The following is a 17,379-nucleotide window of genomic DNA, read 5'->3' as shown; positions in this document are numbered from 1 at the left end:
AAGGCGAAGCGTTTGTCCCGCGCCGGGGAGGCAACGGCCTCCCCGGGACTACATCCCAGCCCCTACTTTCCGGACCATGAACACGGCGATCCTCACCGGATCGGCCGCCAGCGCCCCGCGGGCGAGGAACGGCGTGGCGGTCGCAGCGCCAAGCAGGCTGCGACGGTTCATGCGCAGGGACCTCACGAGAGCTTCGGATAGGTGGCGGGATCGAAGAAGGAGGATCCGGCGATGTAGCGCCGCCCCTTCGACATGTCGGGCGACGGGCCGGCCTCAGTGGAGCCGTCGAAGGTCAGCTCCAGCTGCACGCCCGACGGGTCATAGACGAAGAGCTGCCAGAGCGTGGTGCCGGGCACCAGGAACTCCCGCCAGTCCAGCCCGGCCGCACGGAAGCGCGCGATGAAGCCGTGATAGCCCCGGCAAGCGAGCGAAACATGGTCGATGGCCGCGGTGCCGTGCGGCGCCACGCCTTCCGGCCCAAGTGCCGGCCCGCCAGCATAAATGTGCATCAGCGCGGGCCCGCCGGGCAGCGGCACGGCCAGCCAGGCGCCGGGATATCCGAAATCGGGCCGGTGCGCCTCGGCCAGCCCCATGATTCCCTTGTAGAAGGCGAGAGTCGCCGCGAGGTCGCTCGTCTTGATGGCAACATGGAAGAGGCCGGCGACGAGTGGCGTGTCCTGCTCAGGCATTCGGAACGGCTTCCTGCAAGTTGGCCCTTGCAGGGCAAGCCATGTGCCACGCGCGGGCCGGTGATCCGGATCGCCGGCGCCTGTTGCCTGGTCAGTATCTTCCCGGGGCTGGCGCCGACCTAAGCAGCCTGTCTGCAACGAACCTGAAATGAAAGAGAGGAAGGCGGCCTCTCCGGCCGGCTTCGCCTGCTACGCTCTCAGAACGGCTTGGCCAGGGTCGCGCGCCCGCCATGGGCGGCGGACCAGGCGATAGGATCAGCCAGGAACCGCTCCAAAGTTGCACGGGCCCGGGGCGGCAGCCCGCCTTCCACGGCCAGCACGTCGCGCCAGCTCGCCAGGGCGATCAGGCTCAGCCCGAGCTTCTCCAGCCGCTCAGCCCCGCCCGGGAAGGTGCCGTGATGGAAGAGGCAGAGGCCGTGGGTGACCTGCGCCCCCGCCGCCCGCAGCCCCCGCGTGAAGGCAACCTTGCTGCTGCCATCCGTCATCAGGTCGTCCACCAGCAGCACGCGAAGGCCATCCACCGGCCCGCCCTCCACCTGGGCGTTGCGGCCGATGCCCAGTGGGCGCTTGCGCACATAGCGCAGCGGCAGGTCCAGCGCCTCGGCCAGCCAGGCGGCCCAGGGTATCCCGGCGGTCTCAGCCCCCGCGACGGCGTCCGGCATGGCCGGGCCCAGCGCCCCACGAATCGCTGCCGCCGCCAGGTCGGTCGCCGCGCGTCGCAGCCGCGGCTCCCCGATCAGCAGGCGGCAATCGACATAGGTTGGGCTCGCCCATCCCGCAGCCAGGATGAAGGGTTGCTCGTCGCTCACCTGCACGGCGCCTGCCTCCAGCAGAAGCCGCGCCATGGCATCGCCCGATCCCGTCATGCCGCGGCCTCGCGCAGGGTGCGATAGAGAAGCTCGGCGCCGATCAGGAAATCCTCCATCTCCATCGCCTCCCGCGGGTTGTGGGAGCCATGCTGGTTGCGGATGAAGATCATCGCGCTGGGGATGCCCGCCTGCGCGAAGACCGCCGCATCATGTCCCGCCCCGCTTGGGATCGGCTCGTCCGGCTGGCCCATCGCGCGCAGCCCGGCGCGGAGTCGCTCGATCAATCCTTCATCCATCCGTGCGGGCGCGGAATCAAGCCGGCGATCCAGGCGGAATTCCACTCCCCGCTCTTCCCCGATCCCCGCGCATTCCGAGAGGAAGAGGTCATAGAAGGCCTCCAGCGTCTCGACACTCTGGCTTCGCGCCTCCATGGAAAAGCGCAGCCGCCCGGGAATCCGCGCCAGCGCATGCTCCGCCGGATCGGTGCCGATCACGCCGGAGGTCACCACCAGATCCCGCCCGCGCTCCAGCAGGGTGCGCCAGTGCCGGTCCAGCCGGGTGATCAGCTCTGCCGTCGCGAACACCGCATCCCGCCGCAGCCAGCGCGGGATGGTGCCGGAATGCCCGGCCTCCCCGATGCACTCCACGGAACGATGCCGGATGTTGCCGCGAATGCCCGTCACGATCGCCACCGGCAGGTTCCGCGCCACCAGCACCGGCCCCTGCTCGATATGGATCTCCAGCCAGGCGGCGATGCTCTTCGGGTCCAGCAGCTTCTCCCCGCGCGCCACCCGATCCGCATCCACCCCGGCATCGCGCATGCAGTCGATCAGCGGCCGTCCCGTCACCACATGGGGCGTCGCCAGATCTTCCGGCGAAAGCCGCCCGAACAGCGCGGCCGATCCCATATAGGCGCGCCCGAACCAGGCGCTCTCCTCCCCGCGCAGCGCCATCAGCGTGATGCCGCGCTCGGGCACGAAGCCTTCCGCCTGCAGCCGGGCCAGCGCCATCAGCCCGCCAATCACCCCCGCCGCGCCGTCGAAATTCCCGCCTTGCGGCACGGAATCCAGATGCGACCCGCAGGCGATGACCGGCAGGGACGGATCACGCCCCGGCAGTGTGACAACCAGATTGGCGCCCGCATCCCGGCAGGTTTCCAGCCCCTGCGCCCGCGCCTCCGCCTCGACGATATCCAGGGCCAGCGACTCCCCGGGCCCATAGCTCTCCCGCGTGATGCCGACACCATCCCCTGTCGCCTCGGCCAGCCGCGCGAAAAGCCGCTCCGCCATGGCCCGTTCCGGCGCGATTTCCAGCACCGCGCTCATGGGGAGGGCTCCGTCCATTCCAACTCCGCCTCGTCCGTTTCCTCACGGTTGATCGCGCTGGTCAGCTCGGCCACGCGCGCGATCCCCCGCGCCGCGCAGAAGCGGTCCAGCCCCTCGATCACCGCCTGCATCGCGCCGGGATTCAGGAAGGTGGCCGTGCCCACCTGCACGGCCGCGGCGCCGGCGATCATGTATTCCGCCGCATCCTCCGCCGTGGAAATCCCGCCGCAGCCGATCACCGGGATCCGCACGGCCCGCGCGCATTGATAGACCTGTCGCAGCACAATCGGCTTGATCGCCGGACCAGACAGCCCGCCCATCACATTGCCCAGCCGCGGCTTGAAGGTGGCCAGGTCCACCGACATGGCCAGGATGGTATTCGCCACCACCAGCGCATCCGCCCCTTCCGCCTCGGCCGCCCGCGCCACCTCCGCCACATCCCCGGTGTTCGGCGTCAGCTTCGCCCAGAGTGGAAGGCGCGTCGCCTCCCGCAGCCGCCGCATCACCGCCGCCGTGGACTCGGCCCGCATGGCAAAGGCGCGCCCATCCTCCTCAATGTTGGGACAGGAAATATTGGCCTCGATCGCCGCCACCCCCGGCACGGAGATCTCCGCCGCGAGGCTCGCGAAACCCTCTACCGTCGGCGCGGAAATGCTGACCACCAGCGGCGGCGAGAAAGCCCGCATCGCCGGCAGCGTGTGCTCCAGGAAATAGGGCACGCCCTTGGAGGGAATGCCGATCGCATTCAGCATCCCGCCCGCCGTCTCCGCCACGCGCGGCAGCGGGTTCCCCGCCCGCAGTTCCCGCGTGATCGTCTTGGTCACCAGCGCGCCCAGCGCGTTCAGGTCCGCCGCCTGCGCCAGCCCTTCGGCGAAGGTGCCCGAAGCCGGCATCACCGGGTTGGCCAGGGTCAGCCCGCCGACCTGCACGGACATGTCCGTCATGCCACCGCCTCCAGAAGATCGAAGACCGGCCCGTCCCAGCACACCCGCTTGTGGACGATGCCCTCCTCCGAATGGAAGTCGCGCACGCAGCAGAAACACATGCCCAGCCCACAGGCCATCTGTTGCTCCAGCGCCACCTGCCCGGGCAGGCCGAATTCCCGCGCCAGCTTCTGCTGCACCCGCAGCAGCCGGGCGGAGCCGCAGGTGAAGAACGCATCGCAGCGTCCCTCGGCGATCAGCCCGCGGAGCAGCCGCTCCACATGGGCCGGCCCGCTCGTTCCCTCCAGGTCCGTCACGGTCAGCACGCGCGCGCCCTGGCGCTGGAACAGCGCGTCCGACACCATCAGATCCGGCCGCCGCGCGCTCAGCAGCGCCGTCACGCCAATGCCCCGTGCCCGCGCCGCCTGGGCCAGCGGCGCCAGCGTGGCCAGCCCCGCGCCCCGACCCACCGCGACAACATGCCGCCAGGCCGGCGCCAGCGTGAAGCCCCGGCCCAGCGGCCCCATGATGTCGAGCTGATCGCCTGGTGAGAGCGTCGCGAGCCCGCGCGTCCCCGCCCCCGTGACCTTGTAGAGGAACTCCACCGTCCCCGCCGCCGGATCGGCGCCATAGAGGCTCATCGGCCGCCGCAGGAAAGGCGCCTCCCCCGGCGGTGCCGGGCAGAGCAGCTGAAAGAATTGGCCTGGTGCCGCAAAACTGGTCTGAGGCCCGCAGCGCAGGACGAGATGGCGGTACTCGGCATTCACCTGATGGTGCGCCAGCACCTCCGCCATCTCAGCAACGACGGGGCGGCCGGCCGGCGCCGGCCCGGCCTCGGCGGTATATATTGGGATGGACATGGCGCCCTCTCCAGCAAAGGCCCATCCAAGCCCCGCCGGGCCGCTCGCAAAAGAAGAGAATTTCGGCCGAGGCGCTGCCGATCCGGCATCACCCCTGCCGCGCCAGGGCCGGCCCGGGGGGGCCCGTTCCTACAGCCAGCCCTTGCGCTTGAAATACCAGATCGGCAGCAGCGCGCTCGCCACCATCAGCAGCAGCGCCCAGGGATAGCCCAGCTCCCAGCCCAGCTCCGGCATGTGCTGGAAATTCATGCCGTAGATGCTCGCCACCAATGTCGGCGGCATCAGCGCGACGGACGCGACCGTGAAGGTCTTGATGATCCCGTTCTGGTCCATGCTGATAATGCCCAGCACGGCATCCAGCAGGAACTGCGCCTTGTTGTTCATGGTGTTCGCATACTCAACAAGCGAACGCACGTCCCGAACCAGCGTCTTGATCATCGCCTGGTTCTCCTTGCGCACGGCATTCGCCTTCTCCGCGCCCACGAAGGTCAGGATGCGCGTCAGCCCCAGCAGCGTGTCGCTCGCGCGCGTCGTCACATCGCCCACCTGGCCCAGTGTCAGCAGCGCCTGGCGCAGGTCCACGTCGCGCTTGTTCGCCTTCACATGCAGGTTGCGCGCGTTGCGGAAAGTGGTCTGGCTCGCCCGGTCCATCTCGCTCGCCGTCCGCTCCAGGATATCGGCCAGCCGGTCCACGATCTGCTCAAACAGATGCAGCATCACGCCATCCGGCGTGCGCAGGATCGGCGCCGCCTGGCGCTGCGCCCGCACGGCGAACACGGAAAAGGCCTTGGGCGTCGCATAGCGCACCGTGATCAACGCGGTCGGCGCCAGCACGAAGGTGATCGGCGTGGACCCGAATTCTCCCTCCTCGGCGCCGTACAGAAAGGCGGCCGTGAGGAACAGCACCTCCCCTTCCTTATAGAGCCGGGAGGAGCTCTCGATCTCCTGCATCTCCTCGCGCGTTGGCACCTCGACATGCAGCGCCTGCTGCACCGCGCGCTCCTCCTCGGGCGTCGGGTTCAGCAGGTCGATCCAGGTCGCGGCCGCGATGGATTCGGCCGTATCCAGGCCGCCATGCACGGCGCAAGCGCCGTCACGAAGGGCGTAGGTGGTCATCATCGGCGAAGTCTCCCGGCCGCCGGGCAAGGGGCCAGTTCATCTCTGTTGAACGCACGATCCAGGCCCGGGCCGATTCGGGAGCCCCTGGCGATCACGCTCTAGCCCCGCGCGCGGCACCTCGCCAGCGCGGCGGGATGACAGGGCGGCAGACCCTGTCTCAGGTGGTACTCGGGGGCTTATCAGGCGCGGGCAGGCCGAAGCGCGCCGCCACTTCGGGGAAGGTGGCACAAGCCGGGTGCCGCCCGCTCGCCACTGTGCCATCGGCCGCGCGCACGAGCTGGCAAACCTGCATGCCCGCCGCGGCCGCCGCATCCAGTTCCTCCGCCACATCGGAGAGGAACAGCATCTCCCTCGGCTCGAACCCTGCCGAGGCTGCAATGGCGCGATAGGAATCCGCCTCACGCTTCGGCCCGGTGCGGGTATCGTCGAAGCCCGACAGGATTGGCGTCAGGTCTCCCGCCTCGGAGTGCCCGAAAAGCAGCTTCTGCGCCTCCACGGAACCAGAGGAGTAGATCCGCAGCTTCACCCCTGCCGCCGCCCAGGCCCGCAGGCAGGGGGCCACATCCGGCCAGAGATGCCCGTGCAGCGCCCCGGATTCAAAGCCCTGCCGCCAGATCATTCCCTGAAGCGCCTTCAGCGGCGTCACTTTCTCGTCCCGCGCCATCCAGCGGCGCAGGGCGTCGGCTGGCTCCTCCTGCGGAGCCAGCGCACGCACCTCATCCAGGATCGCCGCCACCTCGGGCCCGGTGCCGTGCTCGCGCAGGAACCCGTCCAGCGCACCCTCCGCGAAGGGGAACAATGTCTCCTTCACGAAGGCGATCGCGCTGGTCGTACCCTCGATGTCGCAGACGACCGCGCGGATGGCAGGCGCGGGCGGAGTCACGCCACTCTGGCCGGGAAGCGCTCCGACATGTCGGTGCCCGTGTAATGCGGGGTCCAGCCCGTGGTATCCGTGAAGATGCGCAGCGCCGTCACATTCGGCTTCACGCCCGCATCGAACCAGTGCTGCGTGTTCGCGGGCACCGAGATCAGATCGCCCCGTACGCAATGGGCGTCATAGACCTTGCCATCCACATGCAGGATGAAATTGCCCGATCCCTCGTGGAAGAAACGGACCTCGTCCTCCGTGTGGCGGTGCTCGGCCAGGAACTTCGTCCGCAACGCATCGGCCTGGGGGTGGTCGGCGGTCAGCCGGATCACATCGGCCGTGCCCGCCCCGGTCTCGCCCATGAAGGCGTCCAGCCGCGGCTTGTAAGCGGCCAGCACCGTCTCGGCATCGGCACCCTCGGGCAGGTCGGCCACCTCCCAGCGCTCGAAGCGCACGCCAATCCCGGCCAGGGTCTTGGCGATCTCCTCCGCCTCCTGCGTGTCCAGGAGAACGGCCTTGGTGTTGGCATCATGAACGACGAGGCGGCTCATGGCACAGAACCTCCCATGGAAAGCGTGGCCATCTCGCAGGCCAGCATGAATTCGAGCCCTTCCAGGCGCGCCAGCGCGGCGTCCATGTCGGGCCCCCATACATAGACGCCATGGCCGCGGATCAAATACCCAGGAAGGATCGGGGCCGCCATGCCCGCCCAGCGCGCCTCCACGGCCCGTTGCAGACGGGCGATGTCCTGGTCGTTGTCCAGCACCGGCAGTTCGACCACCGCCTCATGCGTGGCCAGGCCGGGAAAGGCCTTCAGCAGCTCATAGCCCTCCAGCCGGATCGAATCCCCGGCCCGGCGGGACAGCACGGTGTTGGCGATGGAATGTCCGTGCACCACCGCCCCCACCTCGGGAAAGGCGCGATAGGCCCCGCAATGCAGCCCCGTCTCGGCGGAAGGCCGCAGGGCCGGATTCTCCGGCCGCCCTTCCAGATCGACCGCCATCACGGCACTTCCGTCCAGATGCGCCTTGTGGAATCCAGAGCGGGTGATCGCCACGCGCCCGCCCGGCAGCCGGACGGAGATATTGCCCGCCGTCGCCGGCACCCAGTTCCGCTCCGCCATCCGGCGCCCGGCCTCGACGATCGCCCGCACCGCGTAATCGGGGATGGGCGCCTCGGGAATGCGATCAGCCATAAATCCGTAACCTGTCCGCAAACGAAGCGCGCCGGCCCTTGGGGGACCGGCGCGCCATCAGGCCATAAGGGCTGGGGTCAGACCGGCCCGGGCGGCTGACGCACCACGGTGCGGTTCGGATCGGCCGAAGCCTGGACGCCCGGCGGGGGCAGGTTGCCGGCCGGCGTGGTGGTGGTTTCCGCCATGGAGGCGTCGGGCTCATCCTCCTTGATGTTCTTCTTGAAGGACTTGATGCCCGTGGCGAGGTCGCCCATCAGCCCGCTGATCTTGCCGCTGCCGAAGAGCAGCAGCACGACCAGCAGCACGACGAGCCAGTGCCAAATGCTGAACGAACCCATGTGACGCCCCGTAATCCTTGCGCGGTTTGGCGGGCTTGCAGCCTTCGCCACCTTCCCTGGTGGAGACTAGGGCGGCGCCTTCCGGGGGTAAACCGGCCCACGCCATCCCCGTGGAAATCTCATAGAGGACATGGGCCATGCCGGGCCCGGACGCAATGGGCGGATGACGGTTCCGTCACCCATTCCCGGATCATTCCACCGCCGCCCAGCGCCGGGTCGGGTGAATGAACCCATAGGCCGGGAAGACCGTGCTCCCGACCACCCCCGCCGGCGGGTACCATACCCGCACCGCCGACCAGTCATTGCGCTCGGACACATCGATCACCGCTTGGTCCCGCGCCACCCGGCCCTTCAGCCCGCCCGAGGCCCAGTTCGCATGATCCACGCGGATCTCGCGCGGCCCAAGCACCCGGGCCACCACCGCCACATGCCCGTCCCGCAGTCGGGAGGTCCGCTGGAGCACCAGCACCGATCCCGGCCGCGGCCTCTGGTCGCGATCATACCGGCCCAGCGCCGCGTCCCACCACTGCCAGCCATCCCCACGCAGATCGATCCCCGACCGTGCGCGCGCATAAGGCACGCAGGATTGGTAGCCATTGCTGGCCTCGTAACCATAGCCAGCCGCGATCGGCCCACGCGTCGAACCACAGGCCGACAAGGCCCCACCCACCAGCGCCAGCAGCGCCAGCCGCAGGATGAACCCGGACACGCTCGAAATCCCCCTCAAGCCTCCCCCGAGGCCCACCCCAGGCTAGCGCGCGCCCCCGCCCCTGTCAGCGCCACGCCGCGACCCCGCACCGGACAGGTTCCGTCCGAAAAAATTCACGCCCCATGTCACACCCAGCGTCACATCCGGCGCCTCCGCCTCGTCCTGTGGCTGACAACCCCATGCAAGGATGGTCGCCATGACGCCCCGCCTGAACTACTTCGCCGTAGCGCCCAAGCTGATGCAGGCCATGACCGCCCTGGAGCGCGCCATCGCCACCAGCGGCCTGGAGCACAGCTTGATCGCGTTGGTGAAGACCCGCGCTTCCCAGATCAATGGCTGCGCCTTCTGCATCGAGATGCACACGCGCGATGCCCTCAAGGCCGGCGAGACCCCGGCCCGCCTCTTCCTGCTGGATGCCTGGCGCGAGGCCCCGCACTACACCCCGCGCGAGCGTGCCGCCCTGGCCTGGACCGAAGCCCTCACCCTCGTCTCCCAGACCCACGCCCCGGATGACGATTACGAAGCCCTGAAGCCGCACTTCACTGAGGAAGAAATCGTGCAGCTCACCTTGTTGATCACTACGATCAATGCCTGGAACCGCCTGGCCATCGGCTTCCGCAGCGTCCCCGGCCAGGCCCCGGCTGCCGCTGCGGCCGCCTGACCATGCCGGGCGAGCCCGATCCGGCCGAGCACTTCACCGCATTGCGGGCGGAGCTGATCGGGCTCGCCTATCGCATGACCGGCTCCTTCGCGACCGCTGAGGATATCGTCCAGGACGCCTTCCTCCGCTGGAACGCCGCCGATCGCAGCCAGATCGAGATCCCCCGCGCCTGGCTCCTGAAGACCACCGCCCGCCTCAGCCTGGACCACCTCAAATCCGCCCGGCACCGGCGGGAACACTATGTTGGCCCTTGGCTCCCCGAACCCGTGCTGGATGACGTGGCCCCGCCACAACAGGCCGCCCATGAGCGCGCCCAGGATCTCTCCGTCGCCTTCCTGCTCACCCTTCAGCGCCTCTCCCCGGCCGAGCGCGCGGTCTTCATCTTACACGACCTGTTCGAAACCCCCTTCGCGGAGATCGCCACCCTGCTTGGCCGCAGTGAACCCGCCTGCAGGCAGCTCGCCGCCCGTGCCCGCCAGCACCTGAACGAGGCCGCCCCACGCCGCCCCGTGGCCGAGGAAGAAGCCCGGCGGATCGCCCGCGCCTTCCTCGCCGCCTCCCGCAACGGCGATGAGGCCGCGCTCCGCGACCTGCTGGCACGCGACGTGGTGCTGCACACGGATGGCGGCGGCATCCGCCCGGCCGCCCTCAACCCCATTCTTGGCGCCGAAAAGGTGGGCCGTTTCTTCGCCGGGCTCGCCCGCAAGCGCGCTGCCCCCGCCCCGCTGCTGCATCTCGGCCGGATCAACACCCTGCCCGGCTATGTCACCCTGGAACCCGATGGATTGCCACAGACCACCGCCCTGGAGGTTCAGGACGGCCGGATCACGGCCATCTACATCGTCCGCAACCCGGAGAAGCTGGCCATGATCCGCGCGCATCTTCCGGGCAGCTGAAACAAAAAAGCCGGGAAGAAGGAATTCTCCCTGGCTCCTTCATCTTTTCTTCAAGTTTGGACGGCCTGCCATCACAGGCGCGCAATGCCGGGGAATGTGGCTCAGGCCGGAACCGCCAGCTCCGCCAACGCCTCGGCCCGAGACGGCACCTCGGCCATCGGCGCGTCAATCCCGGGCGTCCAGGCCCGCCCGCCGCGCGGCCGTGGCGCGAAATGCGCCTGCAGTGTCCGAAATCCCCCGATCCGGGCGACATCGAACATTCGCCAGCCCTCCCCCGGATCATCCGGCCCGCGCGCCAGCCCGGCGGTCTGCCAGGTCAGCAGCCCGACGCGGCCGGTGCCCATCCGCCCGATCGCATGCGGATGCACGACACGCCACGCGCCGCCATAGAGCAGCTCGAGCGCGCGCCTGTCCTGCACTGCCCGTGACAGGCGGGCGACACGGCGGCGAAGGTTTGGAGAGAGAGGCGGGGACGCATCGGCGCGGAGCCCCGCGGGGGTCTGGCGCATGCATCCCATATGGGTCTTACCCCACTGATTTTAAAGGCTGATCGCCCATATGGGATGCTGGATTCCGGCCATGTGCCGGCTTTCGGCTCAGCAGGAACAGCGCCTGTTCGCCGAACAGATTCGCCAGCCGCAAGCTGCGCCGCCACGGTGCCCGCAGCCCATGCTCGTCTGCTGCCAGCCACTCCTCCACCGCATAGCCATCCTGTTCGCACAACTCCACGAAGTCGAGCATCGTGCAGGGATGGATGTTCGGCGTCTCGTACCAGGGCCGGTTCCAGATTTCCGTGTCCGGCATCCGCCCCGTCGAAACCAGGCGCCAGCGCATCTGCCAGTGCCCGAAATTCGGGAAGGAGACGATCGCATGGGTGCCGATGCGCAGCATCTGCCGCAGCACCTCCCGCGGCTTCTCCACCGCCTGCAAGGTGCGGGACAGCACGACATAGTCGAAGGCGCCGTCCGGGTAATGCGCCAGGTCCGCATCCGCGTCGCCATGGATCACGGCCAGCCCCGCCGCGACGGCGCGCGTTGCCTCCGCCATGTCGATCTCGATGCCGCGCGCGTCCGCGCCCTTCTCGCGCGTCAGGTACTCGATCAGCGCGCCGTCGCCGCAGCCGATGTCCAGCACCTTCGAACCTTGCGGGATCATCTCCGCGATCAGCCGCAGATCCACCCGCATGTTCTTCGCGACATAGCGGATGGGCTCTTTCGGTCGCATTCCCATCCCTAAACCCCCACCGCCTCGGCGGCCCCGCTCAGGAACCCGCCCAGCGCCGCATGGAACTCCGGCTCGTCCAGCAGGAAGGCGTCATGCCCCTTGTCGGATTCGAGCTCGATGAAGGCTACCCGCGCGGCTGCCTTGTTCAGCGCCCGTGTGATCGCCCGGCTCTCCGCCGTCGGAAACAGCCAGTCCGAGGAGAAGGACGCCACGAAGAACCGCGTCTTCGTGCCCTTGAACGCCGCCGAGAGATCCCCGCCGCAATCCGCCGCCAGGTCGAAGTAATCCATGGCGCGCGTGATGGTCAGGTAGGAATTCGCGTCGAAACGCCGGATGAAGGTGCTGCCCTGGTGGCGCAGATAGCTCTCCACCGCGAAGACATCCTCCAGGAAGGTCAGCGCCTTCGCCCCCTGCAGCCGACGCCCGAATTTCCGCGTCAGCGCGCTCTCCGAGAGATAGGTGATGTGCGCCACCATCCGCGCCACGGAGAGGCCCTGCGCTGGGATCCGCCCCTCCCGCCAATAGGCGCCGCCACAGAAATCCGGGTCCGCATGGACCGCTGCGCGCCCCACCTCATGGAACGCGATATTCTGCGCGGAGTGATGGGCCGCCGTGGCGATCGGCGCGCAGGCGAAAACGCTCTCCGGATAGGTCGCCGCCCATTGCAGCGCCTGCATCCCGCCCATCGAGCCGCCGACCACGGCCAGCAGCCGCTCGATCCCGAAATGCTCCACCAGCCGCTTCTGCGCCCGCACCATGTCGCGGATGGTCACGGAGGGAAAATCGATCCCCCAGGGCCGCCCCAGCCCGCGCCCCTCTGCATCCGTCATCTCCTCACGCGGCCCGGTGCTGCCCATGCAGCCCCCCAGCACATTCGCGCAGATGACAAAGAAGCGGTCCGTATCGATCGGCAGGCCCGGCCCGACGACCTTCTCCCACCAGCCCGGCTTGCCCGTCACCGGCTGCGTCTCGGCCACATACTGGTCGCCAGTCAGTGCGTGGCAGACCAGCACGGCATTGCTCCGGGCCGTGTCCAGTGTCCCATAGGTCCGGTACGCCACCGTCAGCGGCGCGATCCTCACCCCACAGTCCAGCATCAGCCCGTCCGGAAAGACGACCCGCTGATGATCGACATCCGGCAAGGAAATGATCGCGTTCATGGGCGGGAGGATTAGGAGCCCCGTGCCGGGGCGGCAAGGCGCGGCTGCTTGCTTCCCCCAACTCGCTAAAGCCGCACACCGTCCAGTCATTCCGATGGCAGCAGCCGAATGCAAAAGACCCCGGCCGGATTTCTCCGACCGGGGCCCAAAGCCCGTTCCGGCGCTTACGCCGGAACAGCAATCCTTAAGCGGCGGAAACCGCCGCCCGGGCCCTCAGGCCTGGCGCAGGTTGCCGGCAGAGGCCTTGCCCTGCTGGCCCTGAAGCACGTCGTATTCGAGCTTGTCACCCTCGCGCGGCTCCTGGAGACCAGAGCGCTGCACGTCGGAGATGTGCAGGAACACATCCTTGGAGCCGTCATCCGGCTGGATGAAGCCATAACCCTTGGTCGCGTTGAACCACTTAACAGTACCTGTAGCCATGATGAGATTCCGATCAAAACGGAAGACCGCTGGGCGACATTGCCCCGCGAATCATTTTCTCTTGAGACGGAACCAAACCCGGCGCCCACATGACATGGACAGCGGAAGCAAACCGAACCAACGAACCTGACGACGTCTTTATGCGCGCATTGACATCCGAATGCACGTCTTTTTTGCGACCCCATTTATTTGTGATGGATGTTTCAGATGTTCTCCACCCCGGAAAGCGACATCAGACCGTAACGCGGCTGAACTGAGTGCCCGTTTGAGAATGGCTAGGGGTTGGGGTGAGCGACGCGCCGGAGCAGGAGCGCGCCCATGCTGAGGTGGATCATGGCGTCGGACACGTCCAGGCGCACCTCGTAGTCGCGCACCAGCCTGCGCCATCGTGTCATCCAGCCGAACGAGCGTTCCACCACCCAGCGCCGCGGCAGCACCTGGAAGCCCGTCTGGTCCGGCAGCTTGCGCACGACCTCCAGGGTGAAGTCCTTGTAGGCGGCCAGGCTCGCCAGCCTGCCCCGGTCGTAGGCACCGTCGGCGAACAGGTGCTTCAGCCACGGCCAACGCTTGCGGACGCCACGGACGATCTCCTCCGCCCCAGCCGCATCCTGCACGTCGGCGGTGGTCAGGTTGACCATGAGCAGGCGTCCGTCGGTGTCTACGGCCACGTGGCGCTTGCGCCCCTTGGTCCGCTTGGCTGCGTCATACCCGCCGCCACCGGGCGCGTGCGGCGCCTTGGCGGTCTGGCTGTCCAGCACGCCCGCGCTCGGGCTGGCCTCACGCCCCTGTTGCTCGCGATCCAGCATCAGCATGACGTCGTGGACGGTCCGGAACAGCAGGCGGCGCACAAGGCGCCGGAACCACCAGTATACGGTTTCCCACGGCCCGAAGTGGATGGGCAGCATGCGCCAGCCGCCGCCCGAGCGGGCCATGTAGCGGATCGCGTTCAGGATCTCGCGCAGGTCTACCTTCGGCCGCCTGCCGCGCCGGGCGGGCTTGGGCAGCAGCGGCTTGATCCGCTCCCACTCGGCGTCCGTCAGGTCAGTCGGGTAGCGGCGGCGTTGCTCAAAGGCGAGTTGCCGCGCACGGTGCTCCTTGGTCCACATTCCACCTATGTGGCCATCCAGGCCCGACCAACCCAGCCCAGAACCGCATTCTCAAACAGGCACTGACAGCACGGGCCGTGCGGGCGCTCCCGGCTCGCCAGCCCCAAGGCCCGCGCCGCCGGCGATCAGGCTCCGCCCCGCCTTGGCGCTCCGCCGTGGGGGCGCTAGACCCGCCAGACCCCCCTGGCCTGGTTCCATGTCCGATCCCGCCCTTACCGACACCGCCGTCATTCAGCCCACCGCCCTCGCCGCCGCGCGTGCCGAGTTCGATGCGATCGACGACGCCTTGCACGACCTGCTGATGCGGCGCTCCGCCCTATCCGCCCAGCTCACGGCCCAGGGCATGAAGGCCGGCGGCGCCAGCTTCCGCCCGGGGCGGGAGGCGATGATCCTGCGCCGCCTCCTCGCCCGCCATCGTGGCCCGATGACGCGCGCCACCGTCGTTCGCCTGTGGCGGGAGGTGATCGGCTCCTCCCTCCGCCTGCAATCCGCCTTCACGGTCGCCACCGTAGCGGGCTGCGAAACGCTGTCGCGCGGCCATTTCGGGCTGGACACGCCGCTCCGCACCCATGCCACCCCTTCCCGAGCCCTGGCCGCCCTTTCGGCCGGGGAAGCCCCGGTCGCCATCCTTCCCTCGCCCGCGGATGGGGAGCCGCCCGAGGCCGCCTGGTGGATCAGTCTCGATTCCCCCCGCCTGCAGGTCGTGGCCGCCCTGCCCTTCCTCATGCAGCCTGGCCAGCTTCTGCCCAGCGCCCTGGTCCTGGCCCCCTTCGGCACCGACGCCACCCCGCGCGACCGCGGCCTGATCCGGTTGGAGCGCGCGCCGAACACATCGCGCGACGCCCTGGTCGCGACCCTGACCGCCGCCGGGCTGAAGCCGCTCCGCCTCATCCTCGCCGCCGACGGGCTGCGCGCCCTGGCGGAGGTGGAAGGGCTGGTTGCCCCCGCCGATCCCCGCCTCGCTGCCCTGGCCTCGCTCCGTCCCGCCCCCATTGGCGGCTATGCCGAGCCCGAGCCCGACGAAGCCTCTTCCGAACCCGCCTGACCCGCTACCGGGGTCCATCCCCCGAAGGACGACCGCCATGCCCGTGATGCCCCGCCCCTCCATCCTCTCGGTCGAGCCCTATGTGGGCGGCGAATCGAAGGTTCCGGGCGTGAACCGGATCGTGAAGCTCTCCTCCAACGAGGGTCCCTTCGGCCCGCCCCCCGCCGCCGTGGCCGCCATCGCCGAGGCAGCGAAAGAGGCGAACCGCTACCCCGACGGCGGCGCCACCGCCCTGCGTGAGGCCATCGGCAAGCATCACGGCCTGGACCCCGAGCGCCTCGTCGTCGGCAACGGCTCCGATGAGCTGCTGGCCCTCCTGATCCTCGCCTATGGCGGCGAGGGGACGGAGCTGGTCATGTCCGCCCATGGCTTCCTGATGTACGAGATCACCGGCCGCTGGGCCGGCTGCAACATCATCAAGGTGCCGGAGAGGAACCTCCAGGCCGATATCGACGGCATCATCGCCGCCTGCGGCCCGCGCACGCGCCTCGTGATCCTGGCCAACCCCAACAATCCCACCGGCGCCCTGCTGCCGCAGAGCGAGGTGAACCGCCTCCGCGCCGGCCTGCGCGAGGACATCCTCCTCATCCTCGACAGCGCCTATGCCGAATATGTCGAGGACAAGGACTATGACCCCGGCCAAGCCCTGGTGGATGCCGGCACCAACACGGTGATGACCCGCACCTTCTCCAAGGTCTGGGGCCTGGGCGGCATGCGCCTCGGCTGGCTCTATGCCCCGCCGGCCATCGTGGACGTGCTGAACCGCGTCCGCAGCCCCTTCAACGTCTCCCTCACCGCCCAGGCCGCCGGCATCGCCGCCCTGTCCGAACCCAACTGGGTCCAGAAGAGCGTCGCCCACAACACGGAGTGGGTGCGGAAGATGACGGAGGGGCTGACCAAGCTCGGCCTCAAGGTCTATCCGAGCCACACCAACTTCCTGCTCGTCGATTTCGGCAGCGCCGAGGCCTCCAAGGCCGCCGACGCGCATCTCCGCTCCCGCGGCCTGATCGTGCGCGGCGTGGTCGCCTATGGCCTGCCCACCTGCCTGCGCATCACCATCGGCACGGCCGAGGAATGCCAGATGGTCCTCGACGCCCTGGCAGAGTTCCGACATGGCTGAGGCACCGCTCTTCAACCGCCTCTGCATCATCGGCCCGGGCCTCGTCGGCTCCTCGATCCTGCGCGTGGCCCGGGAGCGCGGCGACATCGCCCGCACCCTCGTGGCCAATGCCCGCCACGCGGCTACGCTGGACCGGGTGCGCGAACTCGGCATCGCCGATATTGTCGAACCCGACGCGGCCAGGGCCGTCGAGGGCTGCGACGCCGTGATCCTCTGCGTCCCCGTCGGCGCCTATGCCGGCGTGATGGCGCAGATCGCCCCGCATCTCGCCCCCGGCTGCATCCTCAGCGATGTCGGCTCCACCAAGGGCAGCGTGCTGCGGGACCTCACGCCCCTGCTGCCCGAGGGTGTCCACCTCGTCCCCGCCCATCCCATGGCCGGCACCGAGCACTCCGGCCCCGATGCCGGCTTCGCGGAGCTGTTCAAGGGCCGCTGGTGCATCATCACCCCGCCCCCGGGCAGCGACCCGGAAGCAGTCGCGAAGATCCGTGCCCTCTGGGAACGCGCGGGCTCGATGATCGAGACCATGGACGCCGCGACCCATGACAAGGTCGTGGCCGTCGTCTCCCACCTGCCGCACCTGATCGCCTTCACCATTTGCGGCACGGCGGACGACCTGGCCCAGGAGACACGGGAGGCCGTGCTCCGCTTCGCCGCCTCCGGCTTCCGCGACTTCACCCGCATCGCCGCCAGCGATGTGGACATGTGGCGCGACATCTTCCTGAACAACCGCGAGGCGGTGCTGGAAATGCTCGCCCGCCTGACGGAGGACGCCCAGGCTTTCGGCCGCGCCATCCGCTGGGGCGAGGCCGGCTTCATCGAGGACCGTATCCGCCGCGGCCGCAAGATCCGCCGGTCCCTCATCGAAATGAAGCAGGCCTGACCGGGTATTCCCCGACCAAGCCTGCCGAC

The 17,379-nt window shown here is 68.9% G+C and carries 23 protein-coding genes; 5 read left to right on the top strand and 18 right to left on the bottom strand.

The genetic code is table 11. From position 1 onward, the window contains the following. Positions 1-48 precede the first annotated feature (48 nt). The 13 genes from ACO1BU_RS16480 to ACO1BU_RS16420 all read right to left on the bottom strand — a co-directional run bounded on the left by ACO1BU_RS16480 (position 49) and on the right by ACO1BU_RS16420 (position 9,033). Positions 49-171, bottom strand: coding sequence for a hypothetical protein (locus ACO1BU_RS16480; RefSeq protein WP_424137057.1), 123 nt, complete (start codon positions 169-171; stop codon positions 49-51). Between the two features lie 11 nt (positions 172-182). Next, the gene (locus tag ACO1BU_RS16475; RefSeq protein WP_424137056.1) at positions 183-689 is read right to left on the bottom strand and encodes a VOC family protein; all 507 of its coding nucleotides are present in this window, start codon (positions 687-689) and stop codon (positions 183-185) included. A 197-nt stretch (positions 690-886) separates the two neighbouring features. Continuing rightward, complete coding sequence (locus tag ACO1BU_RS16470) at positions 887-1,555, bottom strand: orotate phosphoribosyltransferase (protein ID WP_424137055.1); 669 nt, start codon at positions 1,553-1,555, stop codon at positions 887-889. Beyond that, the gene (locus tag ACO1BU_RS16465) at positions 1,552-2,841 is read right to left on the bottom strand and encodes a Zn-dependent hydrolase (RefSeq protein ID WP_424137054.1); all 1,290 of its coding nucleotides are present in this window, start codon (positions 2,839-2,841) and stop codon (positions 1,552-1,554) included. Before ACO1BU_RS16465 ends, ACO1BU_RS16470 begins: the two co-directional genes overlap by 4 nt. Continuing rightward, the gene (locus ACO1BU_RS16460) at positions 2,820-3,767 is read right to left on the bottom strand and encodes a dihydroorotate dehydrogenase (protein ID WP_424137053.1); all 948 of its coding nucleotides are present in this window, start codon (positions 3,765-3,767) and stop codon (positions 2,820-2,822) included. The genes ACO1BU_RS16465 and ACO1BU_RS16460 overlap by 22 nt, the downstream gene beginning before the upstream one ends. Further along, complete coding sequence (locus tag ACO1BU_RS16455; RefSeq protein ID WP_424137052.1) at positions 3,764-4,606, bottom strand: dihydroorotate dehydrogenase electron transfer subunit; 843 nt, start codon at positions 4,604-4,606, stop codon at positions 3,764-3,766. Before ACO1BU_RS16455 ends, ACO1BU_RS16460 begins: the two co-directional genes overlap by 4 nt. Before the next feature lie 129 nt (positions 4,607-4,735). Further along, the gene (locus ACO1BU_RS16450) at positions 4,736-5,725 is read right to left on the bottom strand and encodes a magnesium transporter CorA family protein (RefSeq protein WP_424137051.1); all 990 of its coding nucleotides are present in this window, start codon (positions 5,723-5,725) and stop codon (positions 4,736-4,738) included. A gap of 157 nt (positions 5,726-5,882) precedes the next feature. Beyond that, a complete protein-coding gene (gene mtnC, locus ACO1BU_RS16445; protein WP_424137050.1) occupies positions 5,883-6,608 on the bottom strand; it encodes an acireductone synthase in 726 nt (241 codons plus the stop codon). Beyond that, positions 6,605-7,144, bottom strand: a complete 540-nt coding sequence (locus ACO1BU_RS16440; protein ID WP_424137049.1) for a 1,2-dihydroxy-3-keto-5-methylthiopentene dioxygenase — start codon at positions 7,142-7,144, stop codon at positions 6,605-6,607. The genes mtnC and ACO1BU_RS16440 overlap by 4 nt, the downstream gene beginning before the upstream one ends. Then, positions 7,141-7,788, bottom strand: a complete 648-nt coding sequence (locus ACO1BU_RS16435) for a methylthioribulose 1-phosphate dehydratase (RefSeq protein ID WP_424137048.1) — start codon at positions 7,786-7,788, stop codon at positions 7,141-7,143. The genes ACO1BU_RS16440 and ACO1BU_RS16435 overlap by 4 nt, the downstream gene beginning before the upstream one ends. 77 nt (positions 7,789-7,865) lie before the next feature. Beyond that, the gene (locus ACO1BU_RS16430; protein WP_424137047.1) at positions 7,866-8,126 is read right to left on the bottom strand and encodes a twin-arginine translocase TatA/TatE family subunit; all 261 of its coding nucleotides are present in this window, start codon (positions 8,124-8,126) and stop codon (positions 7,866-7,868) included. Between the two features lie 190 nt (positions 8,127-8,316). Then, positions 8,317-8,835, bottom strand: a complete 519-nt coding sequence (locus ACO1BU_RS16425; protein ID WP_424137046.1) for a CHAP domain-containing protein — start codon at positions 8,833-8,835, stop codon at positions 8,317-8,319. Between the two features lie 42 nt (positions 8,836-8,877). After that, the gene (locus ACO1BU_RS16420; RefSeq protein ID WP_424137045.1) at positions 8,878-9,033 is read right to left on the bottom strand and encodes a hypothetical protein; all 156 of its coding nucleotides are present in this window, start codon (positions 9,031-9,033) and stop codon (positions 8,878-8,880) included. On the opposite strand from ACO1BU_RS16420, the gene ACO1BU_RS16415 reads away from it, so the two are divergent. Together ACO1BU_RS16415 and ACO1BU_RS16410 are read left to right on the top strand one after the other, a co-directional pair. Continuing rightward, on the top strand, positions 9,032-9,496 hold the full coding sequence (locus ACO1BU_RS16415; protein ID WP_424137044.1) for a carboxymuconolactone decarboxylase family protein: 465 nt from the start codon (positions 9,032-9,034) through the stop codon (positions 9,494-9,496). The genes ACO1BU_RS16420 and ACO1BU_RS16415 overlap by 2 nt on opposite strands. A 2-nt stretch (positions 9,497-9,498) precedes the next feature. Beyond that, positions 9,499-10,392: a sigma-70 family RNA polymerase sigma factor gene (locus ACO1BU_RS16410; protein ID WP_424137043.1), complete on the top strand. Its 894-nt coding sequence runs from the start codon at positions 9,499-9,501 to the stop codon at positions 10,390-10,392. A gap of 101 nt (positions 10,393-10,493) precedes the next feature. On the opposite strand, the gene ACO1BU_RS16405 is transcribed toward ACO1BU_RS16410, so the two are convergent. From ACO1BU_RS16405 to ACO1BU_RS16385, 5 genes are all read right to left on the bottom strand, one after another. Next, positions 10,494-10,901: a hypothetical protein gene (locus ACO1BU_RS16405; protein ID WP_424137042.1), complete on the bottom strand. Its 408-nt coding sequence runs from the start codon at positions 10,899-10,901 to the stop codon at positions 10,494-10,496. Positions 10,902-10,917: 16 nt separating this feature from the next. Next, on the bottom strand, positions 10,918-11,577 hold the full coding sequence (metW, locus tag ACO1BU_RS16400) for a methionine biosynthesis protein MetW (protein WP_424137136.1): 660 nt from the start codon (positions 11,575-11,577) through the stop codon (positions 10,918-10,920). Positions 11,578-11,624: 47 nt separating this feature from the next. Further along, on the bottom strand, positions 11,625-12,776 hold the full coding sequence (gene metX / locus ACO1BU_RS16395; protein ID WP_424137041.1) for a homoserine O-acetyltransferase MetX: 1,152 nt from the start codon (positions 12,774-12,776) through the stop codon (positions 11,625-11,627). 213 nt (positions 12,777-12,989) lie between these two features. Next, the gene (locus ACO1BU_RS16390) at positions 12,990-13,196 is read right to left on the bottom strand and encodes a cold-shock protein (RefSeq protein WP_424137040.1); all 207 of its coding nucleotides are present in this window, start codon (positions 13,194-13,196) and stop codon (positions 12,990-12,992) included. Positions 13,197-13,471: 275 nt separating this feature from the next. After that, positions 13,472-14,302, bottom strand: coding sequence for an IS5 family transposase (locus ACO1BU_RS16385; protein WP_424137039.1), 831 nt, complete (start codon positions 14,300-14,302; stop codon positions 13,472-13,474). Positions 14,303-14,498: 196 nt separating this feature from the next. On the opposite strand from ACO1BU_RS16385, the gene ACO1BU_RS16380 reads away from it, so the two are divergent. The 3 genes from ACO1BU_RS16380 to ACO1BU_RS16370 are packed head-to-tail and all read left to right on the top strand — an operon-like array spanning position 14,499 to position 17,350. Beyond that, entirely contained in the window at positions 14,499-15,347 is an 849-nt protein-coding gene (locus tag ACO1BU_RS16380) for a chorismate mutase (RefSeq protein WP_424137038.1), read from the top strand. A 37-nt stretch (positions 15,348-15,384) separates the two neighbouring features. Then, entirely contained in the window at positions 15,385-16,467 is a 1,083-nt protein-coding gene (gene hisC / locus ACO1BU_RS16375; RefSeq protein ID WP_424137037.1) for a histidinol-phosphate transaminase, read from the top strand. After that, positions 16,460-17,350, top strand: coding sequence for a prephenate/arogenate dehydrogenase family protein (locus tag ACO1BU_RS16370; RefSeq protein ID WP_424137036.1), 891 nt, complete (start codon positions 16,460-16,462; stop codon positions 17,348-17,350). The genes hisC and ACO1BU_RS16370 overlap by 8 nt, the downstream gene beginning before the upstream one ends. The last annotated feature ends 29 nt before the right edge of the window (positions 17,351-17,379 follow it).

This window comes from Roseomonas chloroacetimidivorans (genome assembly GCF_049629625.1).
In the GTDB taxonomy this organism is placed as follows: domain Bacteria; phylum Pseudomonadota; class Alphaproteobacteria; order Acetobacterales; family Acetobacteraceae; genus Roseomonas; species Roseomonas chloroacetimidivorans.
This window is presented reverse-complemented; position numbering and strand designations above follow the sequence as displayed.

Coding starts and splice junctions, on each gene's coding strand:
- ACO1BU_RS16480 (WP_424137057.1), bottom strand. CDS start 171: ATGAACCGTCGCAGCCTGCTTGGCGCTGCGACCGCCACGCCGTTCCTC.
- ACO1BU_RS16475 (WP_424137056.1), bottom strand. CDS start 689: ATGCCTGAGCAGGACACGCCACTCGTCGCCGGCCTCTTCCATGTTGCC.
- ACO1BU_RS16470 (WP_424137055.1), bottom strand. CDS start 1,555: ATGACGGGATCGGGCGATGCCATGGCGCGGCTTCTGCTGGAGGCAGGC.
- ACO1BU_RS16465 (WP_424137054.1), bottom strand. CDS start 2,841: ATGGACGGAGCCCTCCCCATGAGCGCGGTGCTGGAAATCGCGCCGGAA.
- ACO1BU_RS16460 (WP_424137053.1), bottom strand. CDS start 3,767: ATGACGGACATGTCCGTGCAGGTCGGCGGGCTGACCCTGGCCAACCCG.
- ACO1BU_RS16455 (WP_424137052.1), bottom strand. CDS start 4,606: ATGTCCATCCCAATATATACCGCCGAGGCCGGGCCGGCGCCGGCCGGC.
- ACO1BU_RS16450 (WP_424137051.1), bottom strand. CDS start 5,725: ATGATGACCACCTACGCCCTTCGTGACGGCGCTTGCGCCGTGCATGGC.
- ACO1BU_RS16440 (WP_424137049.1), bottom strand. CDS start 7,144: ATGAGCCGCCTCGTCGTTCATGATGCCAACACCAAGGCCGTTCTCCTG.
- ACO1BU_RS16435 (WP_424137048.1), bottom strand. CDS start 7,788: ATGGCTGATCGCATTCCCGAGGCGCCCATCCCCGATTACGCGGTGCGG.
- ACO1BU_RS16430 (WP_424137047.1), bottom strand. CDS start 8,126: ATGGGTTCGTTCAGCATTTGGCACTGGCTCGTCGTGCTGCTGGTCGTG.
- ACO1BU_RS16415 (WP_424137044.1), top strand. CDS start 9,032: ATGACGCCCCGCCTGAACTACTTCGCCGTAGCGCCCAAGCTGATGCAG.
- ACO1BU_RS16420 (WP_424137045.1), bottom strand. CDS start 9,033: ATGGCGACCATCCTTGCATGGGGTTGTCAGCCACAGGACGAGGCGGAG.
- ACO1BU_RS16410 (WP_424137043.1), top strand. CDS start 9,499: ATGCCGGGCGAGCCCGATCCGGCCGAGCACTTCACCGCATTGCGGGCG.
- ACO1BU_RS16405 (WP_424137042.1), bottom strand. CDS start 10,901: ATGCGCCAGACCCCCGCGGGGCTCCGCGCCGATGCGTCCCCGCCTCTC.
- metW (WP_424137136.1), bottom strand. CDS start 11,577: ATGCGGGTGGATCTGCGGCTGATCGCGGAGATGATCCCGCAAGGTTCG.
- metX (WP_424137041.1), bottom strand. CDS start 12,776: ATGAACGCGATCATTTCCTTGCCGGATGTCGATCATCAGCGGGTCGTC.
- ACO1BU_RS16390 (WP_424137040.1), bottom strand. CDS start 13,196: ATGGCTACAGGTACTGTTAAGTGGTTCAACGCGACCAAGGGTTATGGC.
- ACO1BU_RS16385 (WP_424137039.1), bottom strand. CDS start 14,302: ATGTGGACCAAGGAGCACCGTGCGCGGCAACTCGCCTTTGAGCAACGC.
- ACO1BU_RS16380 (WP_424137038.1), top strand. CDS start 14,499: ATGTCCGATCCCGCCCTTACCGACACCGCCGTCATTCAGCCCACCGCC.
- hisC (WP_424137037.1), top strand. CDS start 15,385: ATGCCCGTGATGCCCCGCCCCTCCATCCTCTCGGTCGAGCCCTATGTG.
- ACO1BU_RS16370 (WP_424137036.1), top strand. CDS start 16,460: ATGGCTGAGGCACCGCTCTTCAACCGCCTCTGCATCATCGGCCCGGGC.